The 23,665-nt window shown below is 41.1% G+C and carries 22 protein-coding genes; 12 read left to right on the top strand and 10 right to left on the bottom strand.

Going from position 1 to position 23,665, the window contains the following annotated elements; translation table 11 throughout:
• Nucleotides 1-78: 78 nt before the first annotated feature.
• From QNM16_RS20415 to QNM16_RS20400, 4 genes are all read left to right on the top strand, one after another.
• Complete coding sequence (locus tag QNM16_RS20415) at nt 79-987, top strand: NAD-dependent epimerase/dehydratase family protein (RefSeq protein ID WP_284022141.1); 909 nt, start codon at nt 79-81, stop codon at nt 985-987.
• A gap of 10 nt (nt 988-997) precedes the next feature.
• The gene (locus QNM16_RS20410) at nt 998-1,552 is read left to right on the top strand and encodes a sugar transferase (RefSeq protein WP_284022140.1); all 555 of its coding nucleotides are present in this window, start codon (nt 998-1,000) and stop codon (nt 1,550-1,552) included.
• 218 nt (nt 1,553-1,770) lie between these two features.
• Entirely contained in the window at nt 1,771-3,723 is a 1,953-nt protein-coding gene (locus QNM16_RS20405) for a polysaccharide biosynthesis protein (RefSeq protein WP_284022139.1), read from the top strand.
• Nucleotides 3,724-4,083: 360 nt separating this feature from the next.
• A complete protein-coding gene (locus QNM16_RS20400; protein WP_284022138.1) occupies nt 4,084-6,201 on the top strand; it encodes a YjbH domain-containing protein in 2,118 nt (705 codons plus the stop codon).
• Nucleotides 6,202-6,423: 222 nt separating this feature from the next.
• On the opposite strand, the gene QNM16_RS20395 is transcribed toward QNM16_RS20400, so the two are convergent.
• The 4 genes from QNM16_RS20395 to QNM16_RS20380 all read right to left on the bottom strand — a co-directional run bounded on the left by QNM16_RS20395 (nt 6,424) and on the right by QNM16_RS20380 (nt 10,627).
• Nucleotides 6,424-6,894 (bottom strand): DDE-type integrase/transposase/recombinase, encoded by a 471-nt coding sequence (locus QNM16_RS20395; RefSeq protein WP_284022137.1) that lies wholly within the window; start codon nt 6,892-6,894, stop codon nt 6,424-6,426.
• Between the two features lie 42 nt (nt 6,895-6,936).
• Entirely contained in the window at nt 6,937-7,104 is a 168-nt protein-coding gene (locus tag QNM16_RS20390) for a hypothetical protein (protein WP_284022136.1), read from the bottom strand.
• A gap of 708 nt (nt 7,105-7,812) precedes the next feature.
• A complete protein-coding gene (locus QNM16_RS20385; protein ID WP_284022135.1) occupies nt 7,813-9,735 on the bottom strand; it encodes a hypothetical protein in 1,923 nt (640 codons plus the stop codon).
• 235 nt (nt 9,736-9,970) lie between these two features.
• On the bottom strand, nt 9,971-10,627 hold the full coding sequence (locus QNM16_RS20380) for a Crp/Fnr family transcriptional regulator (RefSeq protein ID WP_284022134.1): 657 nt from the start codon (nt 10,625-10,627) through the stop codon (nt 9,971-9,973).
• Nucleotides 10,628-10,939: 312 nt separating this feature from the next.
• Between QNM16_RS20380 and QNM16_RS20375 the strand changes: the two genes are divergently transcribed.
• Complete coding sequence (locus QNM16_RS20375) at nt 10,940-11,158, top strand: YgjV family protein (protein ID WP_284022133.1); 219 nt, start codon at nt 10,940-10,942, stop codon at nt 11,156-11,158.
• Here the strand turns inward: QNM16_RS20375 and QNM16_RS20370 are convergent.
• A complete protein-coding gene (locus tag QNM16_RS20370; protein ID WP_417710343.1) occupies nt 11,155-12,798 on the bottom strand; it encodes an amidohydrolase in 1,644 nt (547 codons plus the stop codon). The two genes, QNM16_RS20375 and QNM16_RS20370, sit on opposite strands and share 4 nt — an antisense overlap.
• A 122-nt stretch (nt 12,799-12,920) precedes the next feature.
• A complete protein-coding gene (locus QNM16_RS20365; RefSeq protein WP_284022132.1) occupies nt 12,921-13,130 on the bottom strand; it encodes a hypothetical protein in 210 nt (69 codons plus the stop codon).
• 207 nt (nt 13,131-13,337) lie between these two features.
• Between QNM16_RS20365 and proB the strand changes: the two genes are divergently transcribed.
• The 4 genes from proB to gltX all read left to right on the top strand — a co-directional run bounded on the left by proB (nt 13,338) and on the right by gltX (nt 17,537).
• Nucleotides 13,338-14,456, top strand: coding sequence for a glutamate 5-kinase (proB, locus tag QNM16_RS20360; RefSeq protein WP_284022131.1), 1,119 nt, complete (start codon nt 13,338-13,340; stop codon nt 14,454-14,456).
• A 48-nt stretch (nt 14,457-14,504) separates the two neighbouring features.
• Nucleotides 14,505-15,458 carry a GGDEF domain-containing protein gene (locus tag QNM16_RS20355; RefSeq protein WP_284022130.1) on the top strand — a complete coding sequence of 318 codons (954 nt, stop codon included), beginning with the start codon at nt 14,505-14,507 and terminating at the stop codon, nt 15,456-15,458.
• 133 nt (nt 15,459-15,591) lie between these two features.
• Nucleotides 15,592-15,957 carry a glutaredoxin family protein gene (locus tag QNM16_RS20350; RefSeq protein WP_284022129.1) on the top strand — a complete coding sequence of 122 codons (366 nt, stop codon included), beginning with the start codon at nt 15,592-15,594 and terminating at the stop codon, nt 15,955-15,957.
• Nucleotides 15,958-16,049: 92 nt separating this feature from the next.
• On the top strand, nt 16,050-17,537 hold the full coding sequence (gene gltX, locus QNM16_RS20345) for a glutamate--tRNA ligase (protein ID WP_039608265.1): 1,488 nt from the start codon (nt 16,050-16,052) through the stop codon (nt 17,535-17,537).
• Nucleotides 17,538-17,558: 21 nt separating this feature from the next.
• On the opposite strand, the gene QNM16_RS20340 is transcribed toward gltX, so the two are convergent.
• The 3 genes from QNM16_RS20340 to QNM16_RS20330 all read right to left on the bottom strand — a co-directional run bounded on the left by QNM16_RS20340 (nt 17,559) and on the right by QNM16_RS20330 (nt 19,418).
• On the bottom strand, nt 17,559-18,002 hold the full coding sequence (locus QNM16_RS20340; protein WP_284022128.1) for a MarR family winged helix-turn-helix transcriptional regulator: 444 nt from the start codon (nt 18,000-18,002) through the stop codon (nt 17,559-17,561).
• Nucleotides 17,999-18,481 (bottom strand): glutathione peroxidase, encoded by a 483-nt coding sequence (locus QNM16_RS20335; RefSeq protein ID WP_284022127.1) that lies wholly within the window; start codon nt 18,479-18,481, stop codon nt 17,999-18,001. Before QNM16_RS20335 ends, QNM16_RS20340 begins: the two co-directional genes overlap by 4 nt.
• Before the next feature lie 73 nt (nt 18,482-18,554).
• On the bottom strand, nt 18,555-19,418 hold the full coding sequence (locus QNM16_RS20330; RefSeq protein ID WP_284022126.1) for a LysR family transcriptional regulator: 864 nt from the start codon (nt 19,416-19,418) through the stop codon (nt 18,555-18,557).
• Between the two features lie 151 nt (nt 19,419-19,569).
• On the opposite strand from QNM16_RS20330, the gene QNM16_RS20325 reads away from it, so the two are divergent.
• The 3 genes from QNM16_RS20325 to QNM16_RS20315 all read left to right on the top strand — a co-directional run bounded on the left by QNM16_RS20325 (nt 19,570) and on the right by QNM16_RS20315 (nt 22,425).
• On the top strand, nt 19,570-20,724 hold the full coding sequence (locus tag QNM16_RS20325) for an iron-containing alcohol dehydrogenase (protein ID WP_284022125.1): 1,155 nt from the start codon (nt 19,570-19,572) through the stop codon (nt 20,722-20,724).
• A gap of 170 nt (nt 20,725-20,894) precedes the next feature.
• Nucleotides 20,895-21,533, top strand: a complete 639-nt coding sequence (locus QNM16_RS20320; protein WP_284022124.1) for a cytochrome b/b6 domain-containing protein — start codon at nt 20,895-20,897, stop codon at nt 21,531-21,533.
• A gap of 196 nt (nt 21,534-21,729) precedes the next feature.
• Nucleotides 21,730-22,425 (top strand): DUF3581 family protein, encoded by a 696-nt coding sequence (locus QNM16_RS20315; RefSeq protein WP_284022123.1) that lies wholly within the window; start codon nt 21,730-21,732, stop codon nt 22,423-22,425.
• A gap of 15 nt (nt 22,426-22,440) precedes the next feature.
• On the opposite strand, the gene argE is transcribed toward QNM16_RS20315, so the two are convergent.
• On the bottom strand, nt 22,441-23,619 hold the full coding sequence (gene argE / locus QNM16_RS20310; RefSeq protein WP_284022122.1) for an acetylornithine deacetylase: 1,179 nt from the start codon (nt 23,617-23,619) through the stop codon (nt 22,441-22,443).
• Between the last annotated feature and the right edge of the window lie 46 nt (nt 23,620-23,665).

Here is a 23,665-nt window from a genome sequence, read left to right as displayed (position 1 = left end):
ACCGCATCTAGTGCATATCAAAATGTAGTGTATTAGAGAATTTCTACCACGTCGACTTTGATTTTTTGGAGAGCTTTTTTGAGTATATTAGTTACAGGCGGAAGTGGCTTTATAGGTCGCCATCTTTACAAACATTTGCAAAGTAATAGCTTGGATGTCTCTGTGATATCAAGAGAAAAAAGTGAGCAGTCGAACTTTTATACTTATGATGATTTCTTTAGTTCAGACTTTCCAAACGGTCATTATCATACTCTAATTCATCTAGCAGGTGCCGCGCATGCTAAGTACTCTGATGAAGATGCATTTAAAATAAACGTAGAATTCTCTCGCGCAGTTTTTTCAAATGCGATAGAAAAAGGTGTTGGTAAAATTATTTTTCTTAGCTCTGCAAATTTGTTCAGTAGTAGTGTAACATCTATCACCCCTGATTCTGATGTTCTACCTGTGAATCAATTGACAAATACATTGTCTACAAAGTTACAAGCTGAATTAGAGTTACAGGAAATTGCACGAAAAGCTGGTATTTCATACACCATAATAAGGTCTCCGCTCGTTTATGGTGAAGAAATGAAAGCAAACTTTGCTGCACTGGCTGGGCATATTAATAAAGGGAGACCGTTGCCTTTTTCAGCGATAAAGGACAATAGAAGAAGCTTTGTTTCTGTATATAACCTTGCAGATTTGATTCGGACGTGTGTTATTCACCCTGGCGCAAATAATCAATCTTTTTTGGTCAGTGATGATCATGACTTATCTACGTCACAATTGGTTTCTATAATGGCTGCTGCGCAAGGTAAAAGACCTTTTTCTTTTCCGGTACCAGCGTTTTGCTTCAAGGTTCTTGGAAAATTACTGGGTAAAACGCAAGCGATTGATAAACTAATTGGTTCATTACGGCTGGATATAAATAAGACCAAGAATGTACTTGAGTGGAAACCACCACTTTCAGTTACTCAAGGTTTTGAAAAAACTTTTACTAAAAATTAATGGCTTTAAGATGATTCGACTACTTGACTTTATTCTAGCTCTGGTTGGGCTTATAGTTACTCTTCCTGTATTGATTGTGATCTGTGTACTAGGTGTTTTTGACACAGGTTCTCCCCTCTTTAGGCAGCAAAGGGTGGGGAAAAATAAAAAGCCTTTTACGCTGATAAAGTTTAGAACTATGAAGGTAGATACAGCATCTGTCGCAAGTCACTTGGCAAGCAGTGCATCTATTACGCCACTAGGCGGTTTTTTACGTAAAAGTAAATTAGATGAGCTACCTCAACTATGGAATGTGTTGAAAGGCGAAATGAGTTTAGTTGGACCGCGACCAGGCTTATTTAATCAAAAAGAGTTAACGACTGCTCGAGAACAGAAAAATGTTTTTGCCGTTAGGCCGGGGATTACTGGTCTTGCACAAGTTAATGAAATTGATATGTCGACACCTGAGTTATTAGCGAAAACAGACAAAGAAATGATCGACTCAATCACGATTGGGAACTATTTTAAGTATATTTTTATGACGGTTGCTGGCAAGGGGACTGGTGATAGGGTTAATAAGCCCTAGGCGTTTACTCTACGAAAATTTTGCAAGCGTAGGCTTTGCCTACGCCTTCGTACATTATTGTTTAATTTGATAAATATCATTTATTGTTGGATAAGCTTTACACTGATTTGTACTTAATTCATTTAGAAATGACAGTTGTTTATTTTTTGTGTATATTTGTGTGCTATAGTTAAGTTGCTTGTCTATGCGATTGAAATTTTTCAGTTCAAGGATTTACAGTGGATAGTTGGTTCCGTTCTCTTCTCAATACATCTCGTACAAAAAAGCGCTTATTTACTCTTTTTATTGATTCTGTTTTTATATTTAGTGCTTTTTGGTTAGCCCTAATCGTTAGGCTTGATAGTTTATCGCCTTTTTTCGATGTAAAAAACTGGCTTATTTTGCTGCTAGTACTGCCGGTAAGTTTGTTTGCATTTATTAATTTGGGTCTTTACCGAGCAGTTTTAAGATATGTTGGTGCACATGCCATTGGTGCAATCTTAATTGGTACTGTTATGAGCACTGTCGCGTTGGTTATCGCGTCATTTTTTACACAAGTTTCAATACCTCGCACTATGCCTGTTATTTATGCTTGGCTCTTAATTTTATCGGTAGGTGGCTCTCGAATTATGGTCCGTGCAATGGTCGGGCGCTTAGCTACGGTTAATAAAACTCCGGTCGTTATTTATGGAGCGGGTTCTGCAGGGCGACAACTAGCACCTGCAATTGGTGCTGGAGATGAATACTTTGTCAGTGCGTTTATTGATGATGATAAGTTAAAGCAAGGTGCAATTTTACAGGGTATACCAATTATTGCTTTTAGTGGCATCTTTAATTTAATTGAGCGCAAAAAAGTGAAAAAAGTATTGCTTGCAATGCCTAGTGAGAGCAGAGCAAGGCGTAAGGAGATTCTAGCGCAACTAGAGAACTTGCCGCTAGAGGTAATGACGATACCTGGTATGGTTGATGTACTGGAAGGCAGAGCAACGCTTGATGAAATCAAAGATGTTGAGATAGAGGATTTATTGGGCCGAGATCCTGTTGCACCCAAGCAAGACCTACTAGACGCCAATATTAAAGGTAAATCCGTCATGGTTACCGGAGCTGGCGGGTCTATAGGCTCAGAGTTATGCCGACAAATAATTAAACAAGAGCCTAGTAAACTTGTGCTTTTTGAACTAAGTGAGTTTGCACTTTATTCTATAGAAAAAGAATTAAGTGAGTTGCTTAAGAATCAAAATTTAAAGATTGAATTAATACCTATAATGGGCTCGGTGCAACATATTAATCGTTTAGAAACGTGTATGATGGCATTTGGGGTTCAAACAGTTTATCACGCTGCGGCATATAAACACGTACCTCTTGTTGAGCACAATGTTGTTGAGGGGATTCGTAATAATGTATTCGGTACTTACTATGCGGCAAAAGCTGCCATAAATGCCAAAGTTGAGACCTTTGTATTAGTTAGTACTGATAAAGCCGTTCGCCCAACAAATGTAATGGGCACAACAAAACGCTTAGCTGAGCTATGCTTACAAGGCTTGGCTCAGAATAAAGATAAGGGCAAGCATAGAACACGTTTTTGTATGGTCCGCTTTGGTAATGTTTTAGGCTCTTCTGGTTCAGTAGTGCCATTATTTAGAAGACAGATTAAAGAAGGCGGCCCAATTACGTTAACACACCCAGATATCACACGTTTTTTCATGACTATTCCCGAAGCTGCTCAGCTGGTGATTCAAGCTGGAGCTATGGGCAAAGGTGGGGATGTGTTTGTACTTGATATGGGTGAATCAGTAAAGATTAAAGATTTAGCTACAAAAATGGTTCACCTTTCTGGATTAGAAGTTAAAAGTGATTCTAATCCTCATGGAGATATTGAGATAAAGTGTACAGGACTACGACCTGGTGAAAAGCTTTATGAAGAGCTTTTAATTGGTGACAATGTCGAGAATACAACTCATGAGCGTATAATGACAGCAAAAGAAGTGATGTTGCCTCTTGCTGAGTTGAACGTTTTCTTAGAAGCGCTTGATATTGCTTGTCATAACTTTGAGCACGAGACAATACGACAGCTTCTTCTCGATGCACCTACTGGTTTTAATCCAACGGACGGTATTTGTGACTTGGTTTGGAATGCAAAGATATCCCCTTCAGAGTCATTGGATGATAGAAAGGTAGTAAGTTTTAAGTAATAGTAAATGAATAAAGCCAGTCGTTATAGGCTGGTTTGCTCCGCTTTATGAGAGGGGCTCGACTCATTATCGGTTAGGTATGACCCCCCTGTTCGTAAAATATGTATGCTATCTCAATATCTAGCAATGTAAGATGTTCTTTTTCCTTAGCTCAATATTTTAGTAAAACATGTTAATACCGCATGGGTTATGCCACTTTCACCGTGAATTAAATAAAATGGTAAATAAACAGTATTGTGGGTTAATTACACCATAAACAAAGTTCATTTGGATATAACTCTACCTTTCAGCTAGCCGAATTCAATGTTATATTGTTTTCCATCATTTGGATCAAATAACAACCGCTTGGACTTAGGATTTATGTCTAAATTATTCCCTTTGCTTGCACCTGGCTTAGTCGCCATTGCAACGCCTAGTTTTGCCGATGAACCACTTAAAACTTATCGTAATTTTACTGGATTTACTGGTTTAATAAATACTACTAATACTGAAGCTCTTGAATCAGGTAGTGTTGATATTGGCTATAACAATATGCTTGACTACTCGGGAAATGAATATGTTGATGGACATAATATCATTTTTTCGGCAGGGGTTTTTGATGGCTTAGAGGTAAGTGGCTTAATCGCGGCTCATACGATGCATGATAATATGTTTGATCCGGTTATATATGCAGAAAAGCAAATAAGAGACTTATCATTCAATCTTAAGTATCAAATCCCCTTTATTCCAAAGGATTGGTTTACTATCGCGGTTGGGAGTAAGGATATTGGCGGCGCTGCAAACAGATATAAGACGCATTTTGCGGTTGCCTCTAAAGAGTGGGCTGATTTTAGATTTTCCGCAGGTATTGCAAAAAGCGATCATGAAACTGGTTTACTCAATGGTGCTTTTGGCGGGATTGAATGGATGCCGTTAGATTGGTTTGCACTGCAAGTAGAATATGATGCTGAAGCTGTCAATGCAGCTGCTCGAGTGGTGGTGCCAAAAGAGTGGCTATACGACATCGGTGAGCTTACACTCACTAGCCGATTTTACTCTAGCAGTGACTTTGCAGCAAATGATACCTATTGGGGGGTAAACTTTAAAACATCCCTCTATACCAAGTATCAACCGGTCTCTGCTGGTGTCAAAGCAGCACCAGTGTATGCCAATAATTCTAATAAAAGTAGCCGCCCAGAACCTCTTAAAAAAACGACTGTTCTCCAAAGTAACCAAACAGAACTTGCAAGTATTAAAGCTAGCCATGTTTCTTCGCTGGATAGAACTGAATTAAATAAACTAGCTCGTGCACTAAGAGATATTTTAATTGAAGATGGTTTTGAATCAGTAAGAGTAGGCTTTACGGCGCAACCTTTGATTATGGTTTCTTTAGAAAATGCGAGCTTTAATAATAACGAAATTGACGCGTTAGGTCTGGCGGCTGGTCGCGTAGCTGAGGTCTTTTCAGGTACATCTGCTAAGTTTATTTTAGAGTTACAAAACCATGGTATTTCTATGGTTTCACTGTCTGGTGATGTAGCTCTTTATGAACAGTTTATCAAAGAAAATGTGGACCCCGGTGTGTATGTTAAGGTTGGTGGCATGCAGCAGCCTAGAGGGATAACTTGGGTTGGATTGGAGAGTTCTAATCAACGATTCTTAAAGCCGAGAGTAACACTGAGCCCAGAAGTGAACTCTACACATGCTACAGAGTTTGGTGTTTTAGATTATTCACTGGCAATAAAAGCTGATGTTAATCTTCCGCTTTGGAAAGGTGCAGGATTCAATGTTTCAGCTCAAACACTTGTATCGGAAAGTGATGATTTTAAAGAAAAAAAGATATTTGACGATTTATCAGAAGATAATGGTGTAAGAAATGCGTTTTTCTATCAGACATATCAGCTTCCTTGGGGGTTTTATAACCAGACTAAGGTTGGCTTTTTCAGAGAGTTTCATAAATACACTGGTATCATTAACGAGACTGCATGGGTAAGTCCTAATGGAAGTCATAAATTTACAAATACTTATGGTTATTTTGATTATCAAGATTACGACTCAAATCGAGATTTTCATACAATAGACTATCAATATTACTGGGCTGAAAGAGATGTCAGTATTCATATTACAGGCGGTAAATTTTGGCGTAAAGACAGTGGGTTTAAAGTAGAAACTAGGTTTTGGTTCGGAGATAGCTATATAGCATTATTTGGCGAAGATACTAATGCCCAAGTTGCAGGGGTTGCAGTGAGTATTCCATTATCTAAACGTAAAAATATGAATGTAACTAAATTTGGTCAGGTTAAAGGTAATAGTAGTTGGCGTCACCAAGTAGGTACCCGAATTGGTGAAAGTCATAACAACTTGGTATATCAACAAGCATATCAGCCTAGGTTACCAGTTAGTATAAATGAGACCTTCCTTAATAGAGGCAGAAGCTCAGTAGATTATATTAATAGCAACCTGCCTAGGTTACGAGATGCCTATATCACGTATAAATAGGCATAAGACCATGATTATATCTTGAACTATAGGCTTTGGTTAATGCGTTGTGTATACACAGCGTGTTTGCCGGGGCTTGTAAATCAGCAAGGAGTATAATTTGTTGTGTAACTGTTCCAGTTTGAGTCGGGCTTTATTAATGGAGTTATGCTGACAACAGATAGCCCATTGAAGTTTGATCGTCAGGGACACCGGAGGCAGTTCATAATTATAAATATTTAATCATTCATCTGTAATGTCACAAACCTGCTGAAGTAACTCAAGCAGATATAAATCCAATGCTTCTTCTCGATAGCTGCGATTAAATCGCTCAGCAAAACCGTTCTGATATGGGCTTCTTGGTTTAATAAACTCAAGTTTTATGCACTTTTCAGTAGCCCAATTTTCCATAGCACTCGATGTAAATTCAGGACCATTATTCACTCGAATTTGTTTTGGTTTTCCGCGCCATGCAATAACCCGTTCCAACACTCTAATAACTAGTTCAGCGGTCAGGCTTGTATCGTTCTCAATTGCTAATGCTTGGCGATTGTAATTATCCAGCAAATTCAGTGTTCTAAAGCGGTGTCCGTCGTTTATAAAATCCATCGACCTCGAGTCATTGTGTTTGTTAGGTGCGCTTAACGGCTCCAGTGTGCGTGTTGGTATGATTTCGTCTAAGGTTAAGTTTAAGCATGCTATACGCTCGCTCAACGCGCTTTTTATTCCATACGTTGCCCTTGATGCCTAAGTCGTTTAAGCAGCTTGATATGCCCCACCAGGGTGCCGCTCGACAAGCGCTAACAAAGCATAAAGCACATCATCATCCGGTGGTCGCTTGCATTTATGGTAATAAACGCTTCGACCTAAACCCGCTACGTCACAAGCAAATGCTACGTTTACCTCAAACCGTGCTCTGCTCATGCTGCGTATACTTGCTTTTACAGCTTTTTTGAGGTGTATTTCATCGAGTATAGAGTGTTTTAAACTGAGAGTCGCAAACATGTCTTTGAACTTACGACTTTCATCTTCCTGCTCTTTTTAAATGCTAAGCGTCAGGGCCTCTATCCCACCATATTTAGAAGCCACTTGTAAGGTGTACTTTGAGCAACGCAATGTTTACGACGTATTTTTGGTACAGGCACGCTAGATTCAATATCTTTGATCCTGCACAGCCTGTGTTTCTGTTAGCTCACTTTTTGAGTAGCGAAAATTACACTTTTATATTGATAGAAGCTTTACTTACGAACTATTTCAGTTTACTAAGCAGGTGACAGTTTGCTTTGAGTTAAGGGGGGATCTCAAGCTTGATCGTACATTTGTTTTTCGTAACCCATTTAAATGCACCCGGAGAGTAATATGGGCGACTATGTTTCTAAATGAAACCAGAGCAGATTAATAACTATGAATACGATTAGGATTAATGTTTGGTATATCGATAACCTTGGCTCGTTTGGCCATAGTTTATAGTGGCTCATTGAAAGGTAAGTGACCACCATTCTAAGCGCAATTAGCTATCGATAGCATTGCACTTGCCAAAACAAATTTTAAGTATCACGTTATTTTAGGAATTAATAAATGTAAAAAAGCCGCGATAAATCGCGGCTTTAAGTTTCAGTTTACTAAGTAAAATTAGTTACCACCAGTTACACCAGTAACTGTTTGAGTATCACACTGGGTAAGCATGTTAAGTGATAGTGCGTCAGTGTTACCAGTCGCCACTTGAGTTTCCCACGTGTTAGTGAAGGTATTGAAGAATCTGAATGTATATTCTACACCTGACTCAACATCAATGTTGAACTCACTACCATAGTAGCTGTCTTGTAAGTTATTCGCTAAAACTTCACCGCGGTATAACTGAACTGTAGTTGGGCTTAGTACTGGGTCTGCACCTTGGTCAACATCATCGTTGTTGCTACATACTGCAAATGTAGATACCGGCTTAGTTACAACTTCAACATTTTCTGTTGGCGTAAGTTGTAGTGTTAGACCATTTAAGCCACAAAGTGCACCAGAGTATACAGAAGCTGTGTTGTCAACAGCAGGACCTGTATCACCTTGAACGCCATCAAGTACGTTTACATTGTTTTCAAGTACACGTACTTCTACATCGAAACTAGGTGGGTTACGGAATGTAGCACGGTTCAGTGCAGCACGGTTCCAAGGCTGCGCATCAAATCTATAACTATTTGTTAATAGCTGAACTGATGTGAAGCGTGAGCTAGGTTCACCATCGCTATCAACAATGTTGAATGAAGAAACATTACAACCGCGCTGTGCGAAGAAGTCAAGGTTCCAGTATGATAAGTGGTCAACTTCTACTTCTACGTTGTAAGTTGTGCTGTCTGCATTGCCGTCGTCTGCAACTACACCGAAGCTTTCAAATGTCCACTGACCATTTGACTCTTCGTAGCTCCATACTGGGAAAATTTGACCAACTTGAACTAGTGTAGGCTCGTTTACTAGTGCTGAATCTTTACATACACCAGCTTCTGTGAAGCCTCTGTTAGCTGCATCAGCAACACTTTCGCCGTCTTGCTGGATAGTAGGACATGGCGTACGTGTAGTTTTGTCAACCTTCATAGCCACTTTTATTGACTTGCCTTCACCGAAAGACTTTACTTTCTCGCCTTGTTCGTTTACTAGTTCGATAGCAACAAAACCACCGGTAGTGAAGTTACCTTCAACTGACTCACCGCCATCTGCAACTGCTAGGTTTAAACCACCAGGGAATGCATCTAATGAAGACGTTTGGTCAGTCGCAGCACTGTCAGCTCCACCTTCAACTGCAGTTGCTTCGTTTGCGAAGTATGCAACTGTTAGTGATGGTGCTGATTGTAGAGGTTCACCATTTGCTTGGACGAACTCAGTACCGTTAGGAAGTATTACTTCCGCGCCACCTACGGCTTTTTCTGCCTGCTCTGTACCTACATTCACTGGAAGTGTGATTTCAGTTGCATCACCAAGGTCAAGGCCACCAGTTGGGCTGTATTCAACAGCAACATCAGCATTTAACTCAGCTAGTGCTTTCGTTTCTGCGACAACTGGGATATCAGTACTTGTGAAGTTGCGAGCAGTTAGACGAACGACTTCAGTTAGAGTTTCACCTGAGCCAATGCTAACTTCAGCTGTATTTGATAGGAAATCAGCTGATTGAACTGTAAACGAAAAAGTTTTAGTTGTGTCTGCTGCAATACCATCCACAGTGTATGAGAACGAACCATTGGTGTTCGTGTTATAAGGGTCATTGGCTGTATCTGTTACCGCAATAGCTGTACCAGAAGCTGTTTGTAAGCCATCAACTGAAGAGTTAAACACAACTTCAACCGACGTGCCGTCTGGTAATGGAGCGCCTAGAGAATCAGTAACTGTAACAACGAAACCACCGTCAGCTAACTCAACTGCAGTTGGTGGAACAACAACTGTCTGCTCGCCACCTGGATCTGGCGGAGTGATTGTAACATCGTTATCATTATCGCTGAAACAACCTGTTAAACCAACTGTTAAACCCAATGCGAGGGCAAGTTTAGTTAGCTTTAAATTTTTATTTCCCATGATTTTTACCTTTTCCTTTAAATACAAGTAAACTGAGAGTTTTAACCAATTAAGTGCAGATGTAAGACAGCCTTGCCCTGCATGCAAATTAGTGAATTAGAGAATAAGCGTACATTAAATGTTCGTCAAGTGAACAGGCCTAACTTTATCCAAAAATTCACGTTTAATAATAACACACTGATCTAGAATTGGGATCTGAACGTCACAATGTTAATAAAATAATAATATAACTAAATTAGAGTTGAGAGAAACTGTCCACAAAATCGTTTAAAGCGCTCAAATCAACAGGTTTCAAACCTGCATTTGTTCTTTCGATTAGACCTTTTTGGACAAGCTCACTAACGACACGTCGGTAAGCTCGTTCAGTTGTGGCAAATCTTTCCGCTTCTGCACTGACAGTTGAATATGCACGAAGTAACGTTGAGTGCTTATCTTCAGCTCTTAACAAACAATCTTTAGCGATATTGTAACTTAAGGGTAGTAGCAACTTATCAAGATTTATTTTTTGGTTCTCGGTAAATTTTGCAGCAATAGTCTGAGCTGTATATAAACTTAGCTCTGGCTGCTCTAATAATAGTTGTCGCCAGTGTTTAAGCTCAATTAAGTTGTACTGGACATCACTTAAACAGGTTACAGTATAGATGCATGGTTGGTTGTTAAGCGCTTCTATTTCGCCAATCAAAGTATTGTTACAATCAAGCTGTCCAAGTAATAATCGCCTTCCATTACCTACATCGTAACTAAAAGAAACAGTACCACTTCTGACCAGGATCAATTTACTAAGCGGTTCATCTTGATGGATTAAGATTTCTTTTTTCCTGTGTTGAAAACTATTACCCGCAAAACTGAGTAATTGCTCAACCAAAGTGGTTGAAAAGTGATATTGGAACATCTGGTTAGCTCTCGGACAATTGTCCTATTTATTAAATTAGTATAAAGATAGCATGAACTGAATTATTCAAAGCTATACATGTGGCTTCTTTTAAGACTTTATTCTCGCTTATCCTTAACTAAGAGAATTAATTACTCTGCACTATGAGTGTGAACTAAACTGTTCATAATTCAAATGATTTACTGAGTAAGTGTGTATAAAATTAAGGCGCATATGCGCAATTTAGGCTTCATTGAATCCTGTAATTATCCTTAAAAATGCTTGAATATCGTTTTAACTGTTAATGCTAACCTAACTAAGAGGAGAGAACAAATGACTTGGGAATATTTAGGCTACCTAGCTTCTGTCTTTTTAGTTGTTTCTCTTATGATGACCAACGTAACCAAATTGCGCTGGTTTAACCTAGCTGGCTGTATTTGCTTTACCATTTATGGCACGATGATAAGCGCATGGCCAGTTGTATTGACCAACGGATTACTGGCATTGGTCAATATTTATCACTTGTTTAAGCTGGCGAAATCAGAAGATTAATGTCGTTTGTACTTTAGTTTTCCTGCGATCCATGTTTGCTCAACTTGTATGTTGAATAACTGTTCGTTATTGACCTCAAAGTAATCACGATCAATGAGAATAAAGTCTGCCCATTTACCGTGTTCTAAACTTCCTAGCTTGAACTCTTGAAAGGCAGCATAAGCCGCATCTAGGGTAAATGCTTGCAATGCTTGTTGTTTACTCAGGCGCTCAGCTGTTCGCCACCCCCCTTTTGGATGCAGTGACTTATCCATTCGCGTTACAGCGGCATACAGACCGTCAAATGGATTTGCAAGTTCGACAGGGAAATCAGATCCTGCCGCAACTTTAATCCCTTGCTTAAGGAAAGTTTGCCATGCATAAGCCCCTTCAAGTTGAGACTCTCTTAGGCGCTTTTGTGCCATGTGCATATCTGAGGTTGCATGCACAGGTTGCATGGATGGAATAATTTTTAACTGTTTGAAACGAGCAATATCTGTAACATCAACTATTTGGGCGTGCTCGATACGGTTTCTAAGTAGCTTACCGCCGGTGTCTTTAAATACGTTTTGATAGCTGTCCAAGACGATGCGATTTGCACGATCTCCAATGGCATGCGTATGAGCACTGAAGCCATGTTTTACACTTAATCGTATTAGTGATTCCAAAGCAGGTTGATTCTCCAGCATTAACCCTTTATGTCCAGGTCTGTCTTTATAATCTTTCAATAGGGCTGCGCCACGGCTACCTAGCGCGCCATCCGCATATATTTTTACACTGCGTATGGTTAGATAATCAGTTTGCTCTTTGACTATGCCCGCTTTGAGCATCTCTTCTAGATGAGGGTCAGATGCGCTGAGCATGGCATAAATTCTCAGCGGCATAGTGTGTTGTTGTGATCTGGTTTTATATAGTTGCCATGTGGCCTTATCAATACCAGCATCATGTACTGATGTGATCCCTAAACTTAGTAAGTGCGCGGATGCTTTGTCTAATGCTTTGTTGAGTTGAGCGTTTGAGGGTTTGGGGATTTTTTGTAAGATAAGCTGTTCTGCCTTATCGATAAACACACCACTAGGTTGTGTATTGGCTAAACGAAGGATCTCACCACCATCAGGAGACTGTGTGTGCTGGCTGATATTCGCCAGTTTCATTGCTTGTGAGTTTACCCAAATAGCATGTCCGTCTACTCGGGTTAATACGACGGGGCGATCTGCAACATATTTATCTAAGTCTGCTGCTGTTGGGAAATGGCTTGGGGTCCATTTAGTTTGATCCCAGCCTCGTCCAATAATCCATCCCGAAGGGTTTTCCTTAGCATAGTTTTTGAGTTGAGCCCCAACTTCTGATACCGATTTTGCATTGCGAAGGTTAAGGCGGGATAAATTGTCACCAAGGCCAATGACATGGCCATGCGCATCAATAAGCCCAGGTAACATGGTTAAGCCTTTACCATCTATGGTGGTAGATTGTGGGTATTGCTTGATGGTGTCTTTATCGCCAGTCTTTACTACTTTGCCATCTTTAATGACGAGCGTACTAAATTGAATAATTTCACCGGCGCGGTTGGGGGTGTAGCCATTCACATTGTGGATCACGGTAAATTGCGCTTGACTCCAGTGGCTTACTAGACATAAGCAAAGTAAGAGTAGTTTTTTCACAGCAATGCCTTTGTTGTTATATTTTATAGATCCTATAAATGTAATATTTTTGATTTGATATCAAGTATAAAAAATTAATTTTCTAGAGAGCAAGTCATACACGTGATGAGGGCGTGAAAGGCTTACTCTTCTTTATCGGCTTTTATTGCTATTTTGATGGCAATGATCACAATCGCAAACATTAAAAATGGTAATGCTGCGAGGCTATACTCAGCCCAATGATTATTTTGGTAGTTCGGCTGCAAGATAAAATGTCCCCCAATACATAATGCGATACTGATCAAAAGTAGGGGAAGCATTATCAACTCCTTTCTGTAATTTGGCTTTTTCATAGTCACCTCCTCGATTAGCAGTATACATCTGGTTTGCTTAAATAGAGATTGATACTGATCATAATCCACACGCGAGTTATTTGAAATGTGTCATGTAATGATGATAGATGGCTTGAAATAAATTTCATTAGTCTGTTTGTTTAGTATTCAATTGAGTATGTGCATGTTATAAAAATAACCTGTTTTGAGAAGTTTGGATGTAAGTAGATGCCTAATAGTAAAGTCATTGTTGTTAAGCTGGGCACTAGTGTGCTCACAGCTGGAGGCACACTGTTAAATAAACCTCGGTTAGTTGATTTGGCGAGTCAGTGTGTCGAGCTAAGAAAGGCCGGCTGGCAGGTCATTCTTGTTTCCAGTGGAGCTGTTGCTGCTGGGCGTGCTGCGTTACATAAGGACGTAGGTAATTCAATTGCTGAAAAACAAATGTTAGCCGCAATTGGGCAGGGCCAATTAATTCACTTGTGGCAAAGTTTGTTTTCGATTTTTGATGTGGCCGTCGCACAGTTATTGCTGACCCGAGCTGATGTGGAAGATCGTGCACGGTATTTAAACGCTAGAGACACATTAACGCAGTTGTTAAGTCATGATGTAGTGCCAATTATTAATGAAAATGACGCGGTGGCAACCAGCGAAATTAAAGTAGGAGATAATGATAATTTATCTGCAATGGTGGCTATTTTGGCCAACGCAGACAGGCTTTTACTTCTCACTGATCAGTCGGGTTTATTTACAGCCGATCCAAGACGAAACCCAGATGCACGGCTCATTGAAACGGTGGGAGAAATTGATGAGCACATCATAGCACTTGCTGGTGGCGCAGGTAGCTCTTTGGGCACAGGTGGCATGGCGACTAAATTACAAGCCGCTCAAATTGCGCAGCGTGCGGGAATTGAAACCGTGATTGCTAAAGGCAGTGAGTCTAATGTGATTGTAAATATTCATTTGGGTCTGGCAAAAAGCACTAAGTTTATTCGTTTTAACGCGCCGTTAGATGGACGAAAAAAATGGTTGCTATCAGGTCCAAGATGCAGTGGTGCGCTGATCTGTGATGCGGGTGCTATCAATGCGGTTTGCTCACAGGGGGCAAGTTTGTTGGCTAAGGGGATAACAGATGTGAGCGGACAATTTCAACGCGGTGATTTGATAGAACTTAAGAACATTCAGGGCAAAGTGATTGCTAAAGGGCTAGTGGCCTTTGACAGCCAAGAATTAGAGCAGATCAAAGGATTACATAGTGCACAGATCAACGAGGTACTGGGCTATCAAGGCGCAAATGTGGTTATTCACAGAGATGACCTTGTCTTACTCGAGCACGTTGCAACCTAACTAAGAGGGGCTAAGCTATACTGTGTGAGGGTTTTAGGAGGCTTCAGTGTGGATATATCGCCATGCGGACATGAATTTGCGATTAGCTTGTTGCAGATGCGAAGTGAAAATGACTTGTATAAGCGTATTCAGACAATCCTTACTGAGCTGCTTCCAGATATACCCATGGCTATGTACCTCGCTCCAAGCTTATCTGACAAAGAACGATTAAAGCTTCTAGCTTTATCATCCTCTAAAACACCGCCAGATTTGGAGTATTTATTAGCTCGGGCTGAGACACTTAAACACAAGCATATTCTATTTGGTGATAACCATCTTTGTATCGTACTGAGAAGCAACAAAGCCATTATGGGTTTATTATGGATCGGTGAGAAACTGCCCACGGCTCGCAGTTATTTGATTGCGCATTTGATCAACGTGTTCTATCACCAACTCAACACCCTCGCACTGAGCCGCATAGATCCACTAACGCAACTTTTAAATCGGCAAACATTTGATGACAAAGTGATAGAGATCACCACGGGTGAAGGGTTTGTTATTGAGCGGGAGCAGCAAGGAGTTCGGAAATGGTACTTAGCACTGTTTGATATTGATCACTTTAAAATTGTAAATGACAATTTTGGTCATGTGATTGGCGATGAAGTGTTATTGCTGGTTGCACAGCAGCTCAAAGATAACTTCCGTGCAGAAGATTTTGTTTTTCGTTATGGCGGTGAAGAGTTTGCTGTCTTGTTTCAAGCCCATGACAGGAGTGAAGCCGGCTCTCTACTGAATCGTGTACGCAAAGTCATCTCAGCATTCAACTTCCCTCAGGTTAAAAAGCTCACCATCAGTATTGGTTACACAGTATTAGAAGAAATTGCTCAGGTTTCTGAGTTGGTTCACGAGGCTGATCTGGCACTTTATTACGCTAAGAAGCATGGCCGGGATCAGGTTGTGGACTTTGAAGAATTAGGGATCGCTGGGCAAGCAAAAGCGGAAACAGACATTGAACTTTTTTAATCCACTCTAAAGAGAAATACAGACGTATTTGGTTTGAACTTTCGGTTACGAAATATACTTTTATAGGAACTTTTGCGCGTATGTTGCGCAGCTTTATGGTATTCTAGCGCCGATTTTGACTGGGAGAATATTCATGAAACTGATCCGTTGGTTGCTTGGCCGTCTTATCTTATTATTCGACTTTGTTTTTACACCAAGAAGTAAAAAACGCTCGGCGCAAGCACAGCAGCAACTCGACACCATTACGCAAAACCTAAAACTATATCAGTTTAAGGCTTGTCCTTTTTGCGTGAAAGTGAGACGAGCTGCAAAACGTGAAGGCTTAAAGCTTGAAACACGTGATGCAAAAAGCAATGCAGCTTACCGCCAAGAGTTACTCGAACAGGGCGGAAAGGTCAAAGTACCTTGTCTGAGAATTGAAGATCAAGGACGAGTAACTTGGCTTTATGAATCCAGTGACATTGTGAGCTATTTACAGGGTTTAGAGCGTTCAGCTTAACACACAGTCAATGATGCTAGCTATTTTCCCTATGCTGAGGCTGTGCTAGCATCTCATTTATTATTTTAAGTAACAAATTTAAGAGACATATCATGACAATCCGTACACGTGTTGCGCCCTCTCCGACAGGTGATCCGCATTTAGGTACTGCTTATATCGCCCTGTTTAACTACTGCTTTGCAAAACAGCAAGGTGGTGAGTTTGTATTGCGTATTGAAGATACCGATCAGGTAAGAAGCACGCCTGAATCAGAACAAGCTATTATGGATAGCTTACGTTGGTTAGGTCTTAACTGGGACCATGGCCCAGACGTTGGCGGTGAGTTTGGCCCATACCGCCAGTCAGAGCGTACAGAGTTATATCAAAAGTTTGCTCATCAGTTAGTGGAAGAAGGCAAAGCGTTCTACTGTTTTGCTACCGCAGAAGAGCTTGACCAAATGCGTGAAGAGCAAATGGCTGAAGGCCTTCGTCCTAAATATGATGGTCGTGGTTTACGTTTAAGCAAAGAAGAAATTCAAGCAAATTTAGACGCAGGCAAACCTTATGTGATCCGTATGACCATTCCAGAGGAAGGCACGTTTAAGTTTAACGATTACTTGCGTGGTGAGATTGAGATCCCTTGGGAAAACGTAGACATGCAAGTGCTGTTGAAAGCGGATGGTTTTCCAACTTACTTCATGGCGAACGTCGTGGATGATCATCACATGCAGATCAGCCACATTTTCCGTGGTGAAGAGTGGATCAACTCTGCGCCTAAACTGTTAAAGCTGTATGAAGATCTAGGCTGGGAAGCGCCTGTATTAGGTCACTTGCCTCTGCTACGTAATCCAGATAAATCAAAGCTGTCAAAGCGTAAAAACCCGACTTCTATCAATTATTATAAAGAAATGGGCTTCTTACCTGAAGCAGTGCTTAACTACTTAGGCCGCATGGGCTGGTCAATGCCAGATGAGCGTGAAAAGTTCACATTGGCTGAAATGATCGAACATTTTGATATGAAACGTGTATCACTTGGTGGACCGGTATTCGATGTTGATAAGTTAAGCTGGTTAAATGGTTTATGGATCCGTGAAAACTTGTCTGATGAAGAGTTAATTCAGCGTTTTGTTGATTGGAAATTCAATGCGCAGACGTTGGCGCGAGTATTGCCTGAAGCAAAAGCACGTATTAATACGTTATCAGATCTGGTCGATCTTGCTGGTCACTTTGTTGGTGGCATACCAAGTTATGATCCTGCACTATTAACTGCTGGTAAAGCAGATGATGCGGTGATCACTCAAGCACTTCAGTTCTTTATCTGGGAATTGGAAAAGCTTCGTAGCTGGAATAAATCTGAGATCTTTGCGATTGCGAAAAGTGTTGCGACGTTCCATGAATTAAAGATCAAAGAATTCTTGGAGCCGATTTTTGTCGCGATCACCGGTAAGACTTCGTCAACATCTGTGGTGGATGCGATGGAAGTACTGGGCTCAGATCTCTCTCGTGCACGTCTACGTGTGGCGCTTAACCACATCGGCGTGTCAAAGAAACAGGCTAAAAAGCTAGAAAAGGCTTACCGGGAGTATCCAACAATCGGCTAACTGTGATGCATGGTAAGTGTCTTACTTACCATGCACTTCTTTGACCACCAGCTGGTCAAGCAGTTGCTTGAGCTCGATGAGTTTTTCTATTGGCATCTCAGTTTGCTTAAGCATTTGAGAGGGGATGCAAGCACATAAACTCTCTAAGTTTTTACCTTGTTCAGTCAAATACACATAACACTGTCTTTCATCTTCACTATCCCTTTGACGTGTCACTAATCCGTTTTGCTCTAACCTTTTTAACAAAGGGGTTAGCGTATTGCTCTTGAGCTGCGCACGCTCCCCAATGTCTTTGATTAACATGCCATCTTTTTGCCATAGGATCAGCAGCACAATGTACTGTGGGTAGGTTAAGTTATGCTGTTTCAGCATGGGCTGATACAAGCGTGTAATATGTCTTGAGGCTGCATATAAGCTAAAGCAAAGCTGATTATCTAAGTTTAATTCAGGGTGCTTTTCGCTCATGACGTGTGTCCAAGCGCATTGATGATATCTGCTTTAATTTTTTCAGGCTTCGTGGTGGGCGCATAACGTTTAAGAGGTTGCCCATCTTTGCCAATTAAAAACTTGGTAAAGTTCCACTTGATGTTGTTGGTTAATATCCCAGGCAGTGCTGATTTGAGATATTGATAAAGCGGATGTGCCCGAGCGCCGTTGACTTCAATTTTTTCCATCATAGTAAAGTCGACACCATAATTGATTAAGCAGCCTTGTTGGATCTCTGATGCACTGCCAGGTTCTTGTTTACCAAATTGATTACATGGGAAACCGATGATCTCAAGCCCTTCAGTGTGCAGTTCTTTATGAAGCTGTTGAAGCCCTTCATATTGCGGTGTCAAACCACATTGGCTCGCCGTATTCACGACAAGTACTACTTTCCCTTTTAAATTCGAAAAGTCATAGGCTTGGCCCTGTAAGGTATTGGCAGTAAATTCGTAAAGCATTTATATCTCCAGTGATTTAATCGTGCACGATTTAAATGTTAGGTTAGATTTACTATGACCGCAATAGAAAAGATCACTTTATGTTTGCAAGTAAAAAGTCGATCAGTAGCCGAACACGAAGTGGCATTAAGTCTTTTCGGGGATAAACCAGCCAGCTGGCATTATCGTTGACCTGATGCTCGTCAAGTAATGACACGAGCTCGCCACTTGCTAGACTTTGCTCGGCAATATCTTCAGCTAGATGAGCGATCCCAAGACCTGAACGACAAGCATGAAGGATCGCTTGTGGGTTGTTACTTCGCCAATTACCTGAGACTTTGATCTCATCTATGCCTTCATCGCCAAGGAATCGCCAGCGATTAGAAATCGCAATTAGGCAATTATGTTGGGACAAATCTTGTGGAGATCTTAAAGGAGGCGCTGTTGCCAAATAGTCAGGGCTTGCTAATAACTTCATGTAGCGTGTACTGAGCTTACGGGCGATGAGTCTGGAGTCTTGCAGGCGTCCAAAGCGAATTGCTAAATCAAAGCCATCTTCGATTAAATCGACATTGCGTGCATTGAAATCAAGATGCACGTCGACCTCAGGATAAAGTTGGCAAAACTGAACAATGACAGGGGCAACTCGGTTTGCAACGAAATCGCCTGCCCCCGTGATTCTAATCGGTCCTTTTGGGATGTGCTGGACGCCTTGTAGCTCATTGTTTGCATCTATTAATGCGTGTTGAATGTCTTTCAATTTGGCTGCATAGGCAAGTCCTTCTTCAGTCAGTTTTATACTGCGAGTCGTACGCTGCAGTAGTACCGTGCCCAATCTGGACTCCAACTGCTGTATCTGACGACTCACATGGGAGGTGGAAACATCCAAAGCATCTGCTGCTTTGCTAAAACTACCATGCTCAACAACTGCTAAAAAAATATCTAACCCTTGCCACATACTTTGTATCACCTGTGCAAATATGAGGGTGAATAATACTCCATTATTGCAACTGAGAAAAAGTGAATTGCTTTTTGATTAATGATCTTCGCTATGCATGCCATTAAACTATCTTGGAATTAAATAACATACCGTCATTGCAGGAGCAGTTATGCTTAACTTTAATTTTTACAACCCGACTGAGATCTTTTTTGGTGAAGGACAGATAGCTGAAATAACCAAGGCTATCCCGAGTGAAGCAAAAGTATTGGTGGTTTATGGTGGGGGCAGCATCCATAAAAATGGTATTTATGAACAAGTCAGTGCCGCTTTAAGCGAATTTAACTGGGGTGAGTTTGCTGGTATTGAACCTAATCCGACTTATCAAACTTGCATGCAAGCTGTTGAAAAAATTAAGGCTGAAGAGTTTAATTATATTCTTGCTGTGGGTGGCGGTTCGGTGATTGATGGTAGTAAATTCATCGCTGCGGCTGCCAACTTTGAAGGCGAGCCATGGGATATCCTGAGTAAAGGCGCAGAAGTCAAATCTGCATTGCCAATTGGTGTGGTATTAACTTTACCTGCAACGGGGTCAGAATCAAACAGCTTTAGCGTAGTGTCAAATAGCGAAACACATGACAAACTGCCGTTTGCTTCAATACTTGTTCAACCTAAGTTTGCAGTACTTGATCCAAAAGTGATGGAAACGCTTCCAACGAGACAATTAACCAATGGCGTTGTTGATGCATTTGTTCACACCATGGAGCAATACTTGACATATCCTGTTGATGCGAAGGTACAAGATCGATTCGCTGAGGGCCTCTTGATGACATTGATGGAAGAGGGTCCAAAGTTGCTGTCAGATGACGTGGATTATAAAACGCGCGCGAATGTGATGTGGTCGGCAACTATGGCGCTCAATGGGCTTATTGGTGCAGGCGTACCGCAGGATTGGGCAACACATATGATTGGGCATGAGATCACCGCGGTTTACGGCTTAGATCACGCACAGACGCTCGCAATTATTTTACCAAGAATGATGTTAGAGCAAAAAGAGCATAAACGAGAGAAACTACTGCAATATGCAGAGCGTGTTTTAGGGCTGGACATCTCAGATGAAGAGCAAGCAATCGCATCGGCTATTGAAATGACAGAGCAGTTTTTCCATCGCGTTGATATGAAAACACGCTTAAGTGATTATGGTGTTGACGAAGAGGCGGTAGATAAGATCACGGATCAATTGGAGCGTCATGGCATGACGGCACTGGGTGAACAACAGGCTGTTACACTGGATAAAAGCCGCCAGATCATTGCTGCGAGCTTATAAACTATTAGTTGAGTTGGGCGTCAAATCGGCGCCCCAATTCACAATGGCAATCTTTATTCCCCTACCTTTTGTCCTGCCGCAAAATTTCTGCGTTTTATAACGCAAAACCATCGTTTTTGTTTATGCCCTCAGGTACTCTTTACAATCACACAAAAATAGTAGGGGCAATTATGATCAAAGTGTGGGATGGATTTATTCGCGGGTTTCACTGGCTACTCGTCATTGGCATTGCTGTTTTATATGTATCGGGAGAAGAAGGTTGGCTTGATCTGCACTTTGTGACTGGATATGTGTTATTAGCATTGATGATCACGCGAGTTGCATGGGGTGTATTTGGTAGCGATACAGCCAAACTAAAAGCATTATTTCACCATCCAAAAGCGGTCGTTAAAGCACTTAAAAGTAAACGCGCGCACATTGGGCACAACCCTGCGGGCAGCATGATGGTGCTGTTTTTCTTTGTGGTTATTTTTGTCCAGCTGATATCTGGGCTAATGACCACAGATGACATTTTGATGGATGGGCCGCTAGTGAGCTATGTAAGCTACGATTGGGTGGAGCTTGCGGGGAGTATTCACAAGACCAATATTGATATTTTATTGGTTGGCATCGGTGTGCATATCATTGCCATTTTACTGTACCGCATCAAAGGCATTAAATTGTTGCGAACTTTGCTGACAGGAAAAATGGCGTCATCAGATAATGCGCCTGCGATTAAAAATGGTTTATGGGCATATGTTTTATTTATTTTAGCAGCGAGTGGTATTTTAGTTTTATGGGGGTTAGAACCTCTCAGTGCGCTGTTGTAGTTTTAGCATTGTCCTTCGTCTTGCAGTGACACGCTTTTGTTATGTTCAGTTTGTGAATGTATTCATTGTTTTCTGATGGCACACATAAAAAATGCAAGCGACATCAAAAGTTACAACATTTAGCATAGAGATATGACCTCTCTATGCTTATTTTCTGCTAATATAGCGCGATTTTCATGCAAGAAAGAAGTTAACTATGCTTACACCCTATTACCAACAAGAAACCAATAAACTCGTGATCAACCGTGAACAAGGCAGTCAATTTGCAAAGCAGGTGGCTGATGACTTCAACCCTTTGCACGATATTGATGCAAAGAAATTTTGTGTTCCTGGTGACTTACTGTTTTCATTGGTCCTTGATAAGTATGGTGTGAGTGAAAATATGCACTTCACCTTTGCTGGCATGGTTGATGAGACATCAGTGTTAGAGTTTCCTGAAGGTAGTGACGAGTTTGATATTGTTTCAAATGAAAAAACCATGTTGTCTGTGAAGCGCTCAGGCCAAAACAAGCAGTGTACTCAACTTGTAGAAAGTCTAATTAAAAATTATGTTGCCTTCTCTGGCAAAGCCTTCCCACATGTGATCATTCCGCTGATGGGTCAGCAAGAGGTGATGATCAATCCGGCGCGCCCTATGGTGATCTATGAATCAATGTCTATTCATTTGGATACATTAGACATTGAAGAGGTAACACTGGAAGCTGCAACGCCAGAGTTTAGTTATGAAGGTAAACGCGGCAAGATCATTCTGCGCTTTGAACTATTAAGTAATGGTGAAAAAGTTGGCTTTGGTGAAAAGCACATGCTGGTATCTGGCATTAAAGAATACTGCCAGCAGGCAATCGATGATTTGATTGCCTATTACAATGAGCGAAAAGTCACATTAAAGTAAGTAAAGAGCCAGCGATTAGCTGGCTTTTTCGTTATTAAAGCAACACTTTTTAATTAAATCTAAAATCACATTCTGGCTTGGAGTGATTTTATCCATATCTAAGTGCTCGTCCGGCTGGTGGGCTTGATTTATTGAGCCTGGACCCATGACAATGGTTTCACAACCTAACTGCTGTAAAAAGGGCGCTTCTGTGCAGTAATTCACGGCAATGGCTTTTTGTTTTGAGAGCTTTTCAGCTAACCTCACAAGTCCTGAATCTGTACGGCCACTAAATGCAGGTATTGGGTCGTGAAGCGCAATGACATCGACACAACCGGGAAATTGCTCGTTGATCGGCTGAATGGCATTTAAGAGCATCTGTTCAAGTTCAGTGATACTGAGACCTGGTAGTGGCCGAATATCAATATGCAGTTCGCAACATCCGCAAATGCGATTGGCATTGTCGCCACCATGAATATGACCTAGGTTCAAAGTTGGGTGCGGTACAGCGAAGTGCTCAATTGAATATTTATTCTTTAATTCTTCTTTTAAATGTAACAATCTTGAGATCACTTGTTGCATCACTTCGATGGCATTGAGGCCTCTGTCTGGATCTGAACTATGTCCTGATCGTCCTGTGACACGGATAGCGCTGCTCATATGACCTTTGTGTGTAAACACGGGCACCATGTCTGTGGGTTCACCAATGACACAGTATTTTGGCTTGAGGGAAGTGTGCTGGGCAACTTGCTGCGCGCCTGCCATGGTGGTTTCCTCATCCGCTGTGGCGAGGATCATTAAAGGCGCATTCTGATATTTGCGATCAAGTTGCGATATCGCCGTGATCACAAACGCAAAAAAGCCCTTCATATCAATGCTACCAAGCCCAAATAACTTATTGTCTTTTTCTGTCAATTCAAACGGGTTTGAATTCCAACGGGCGTCGTCAAAAGGCACTGTATCTGTGTGGCCTGCGAGCATTAACCCACCATGATTTTTACTACTATTAAGTGGCTCTCTTCGGGCTAATAAATTGTATTTTCCCGGCGCATGTGTGAGCTCGGTGATCTCCACCTCAAACTCGAGATCGCGACACCAGTTAGCGAGTACATCGATAACGGCTTTGTTACTCAGATCTAAAGACTCATCAATGGCACTGATTGATGGCTTCGCAATGAGCGTTTTATACATGTCGAGAAAATCTGGTACTGACATAATACTCCAAAATATTTATTCAAAGATGTTGCATAAAAATCTATAT

It is taken from the genome of Pseudoalteromonas umbrosa (assembly GCF_030125375.1).
GTDB classification, from domain to species: domain Bacteria; phylum Pseudomonadota; class Gammaproteobacteria; order Enterobacterales; family Alteromonadaceae; genus Pseudoalteromonas; species Pseudoalteromonas umbrosa.
The sequence above is the reverse complement of the archived record's forward strand: the minus strand, read 5'-3'. Positions and strand labels throughout refer to the sequence as shown.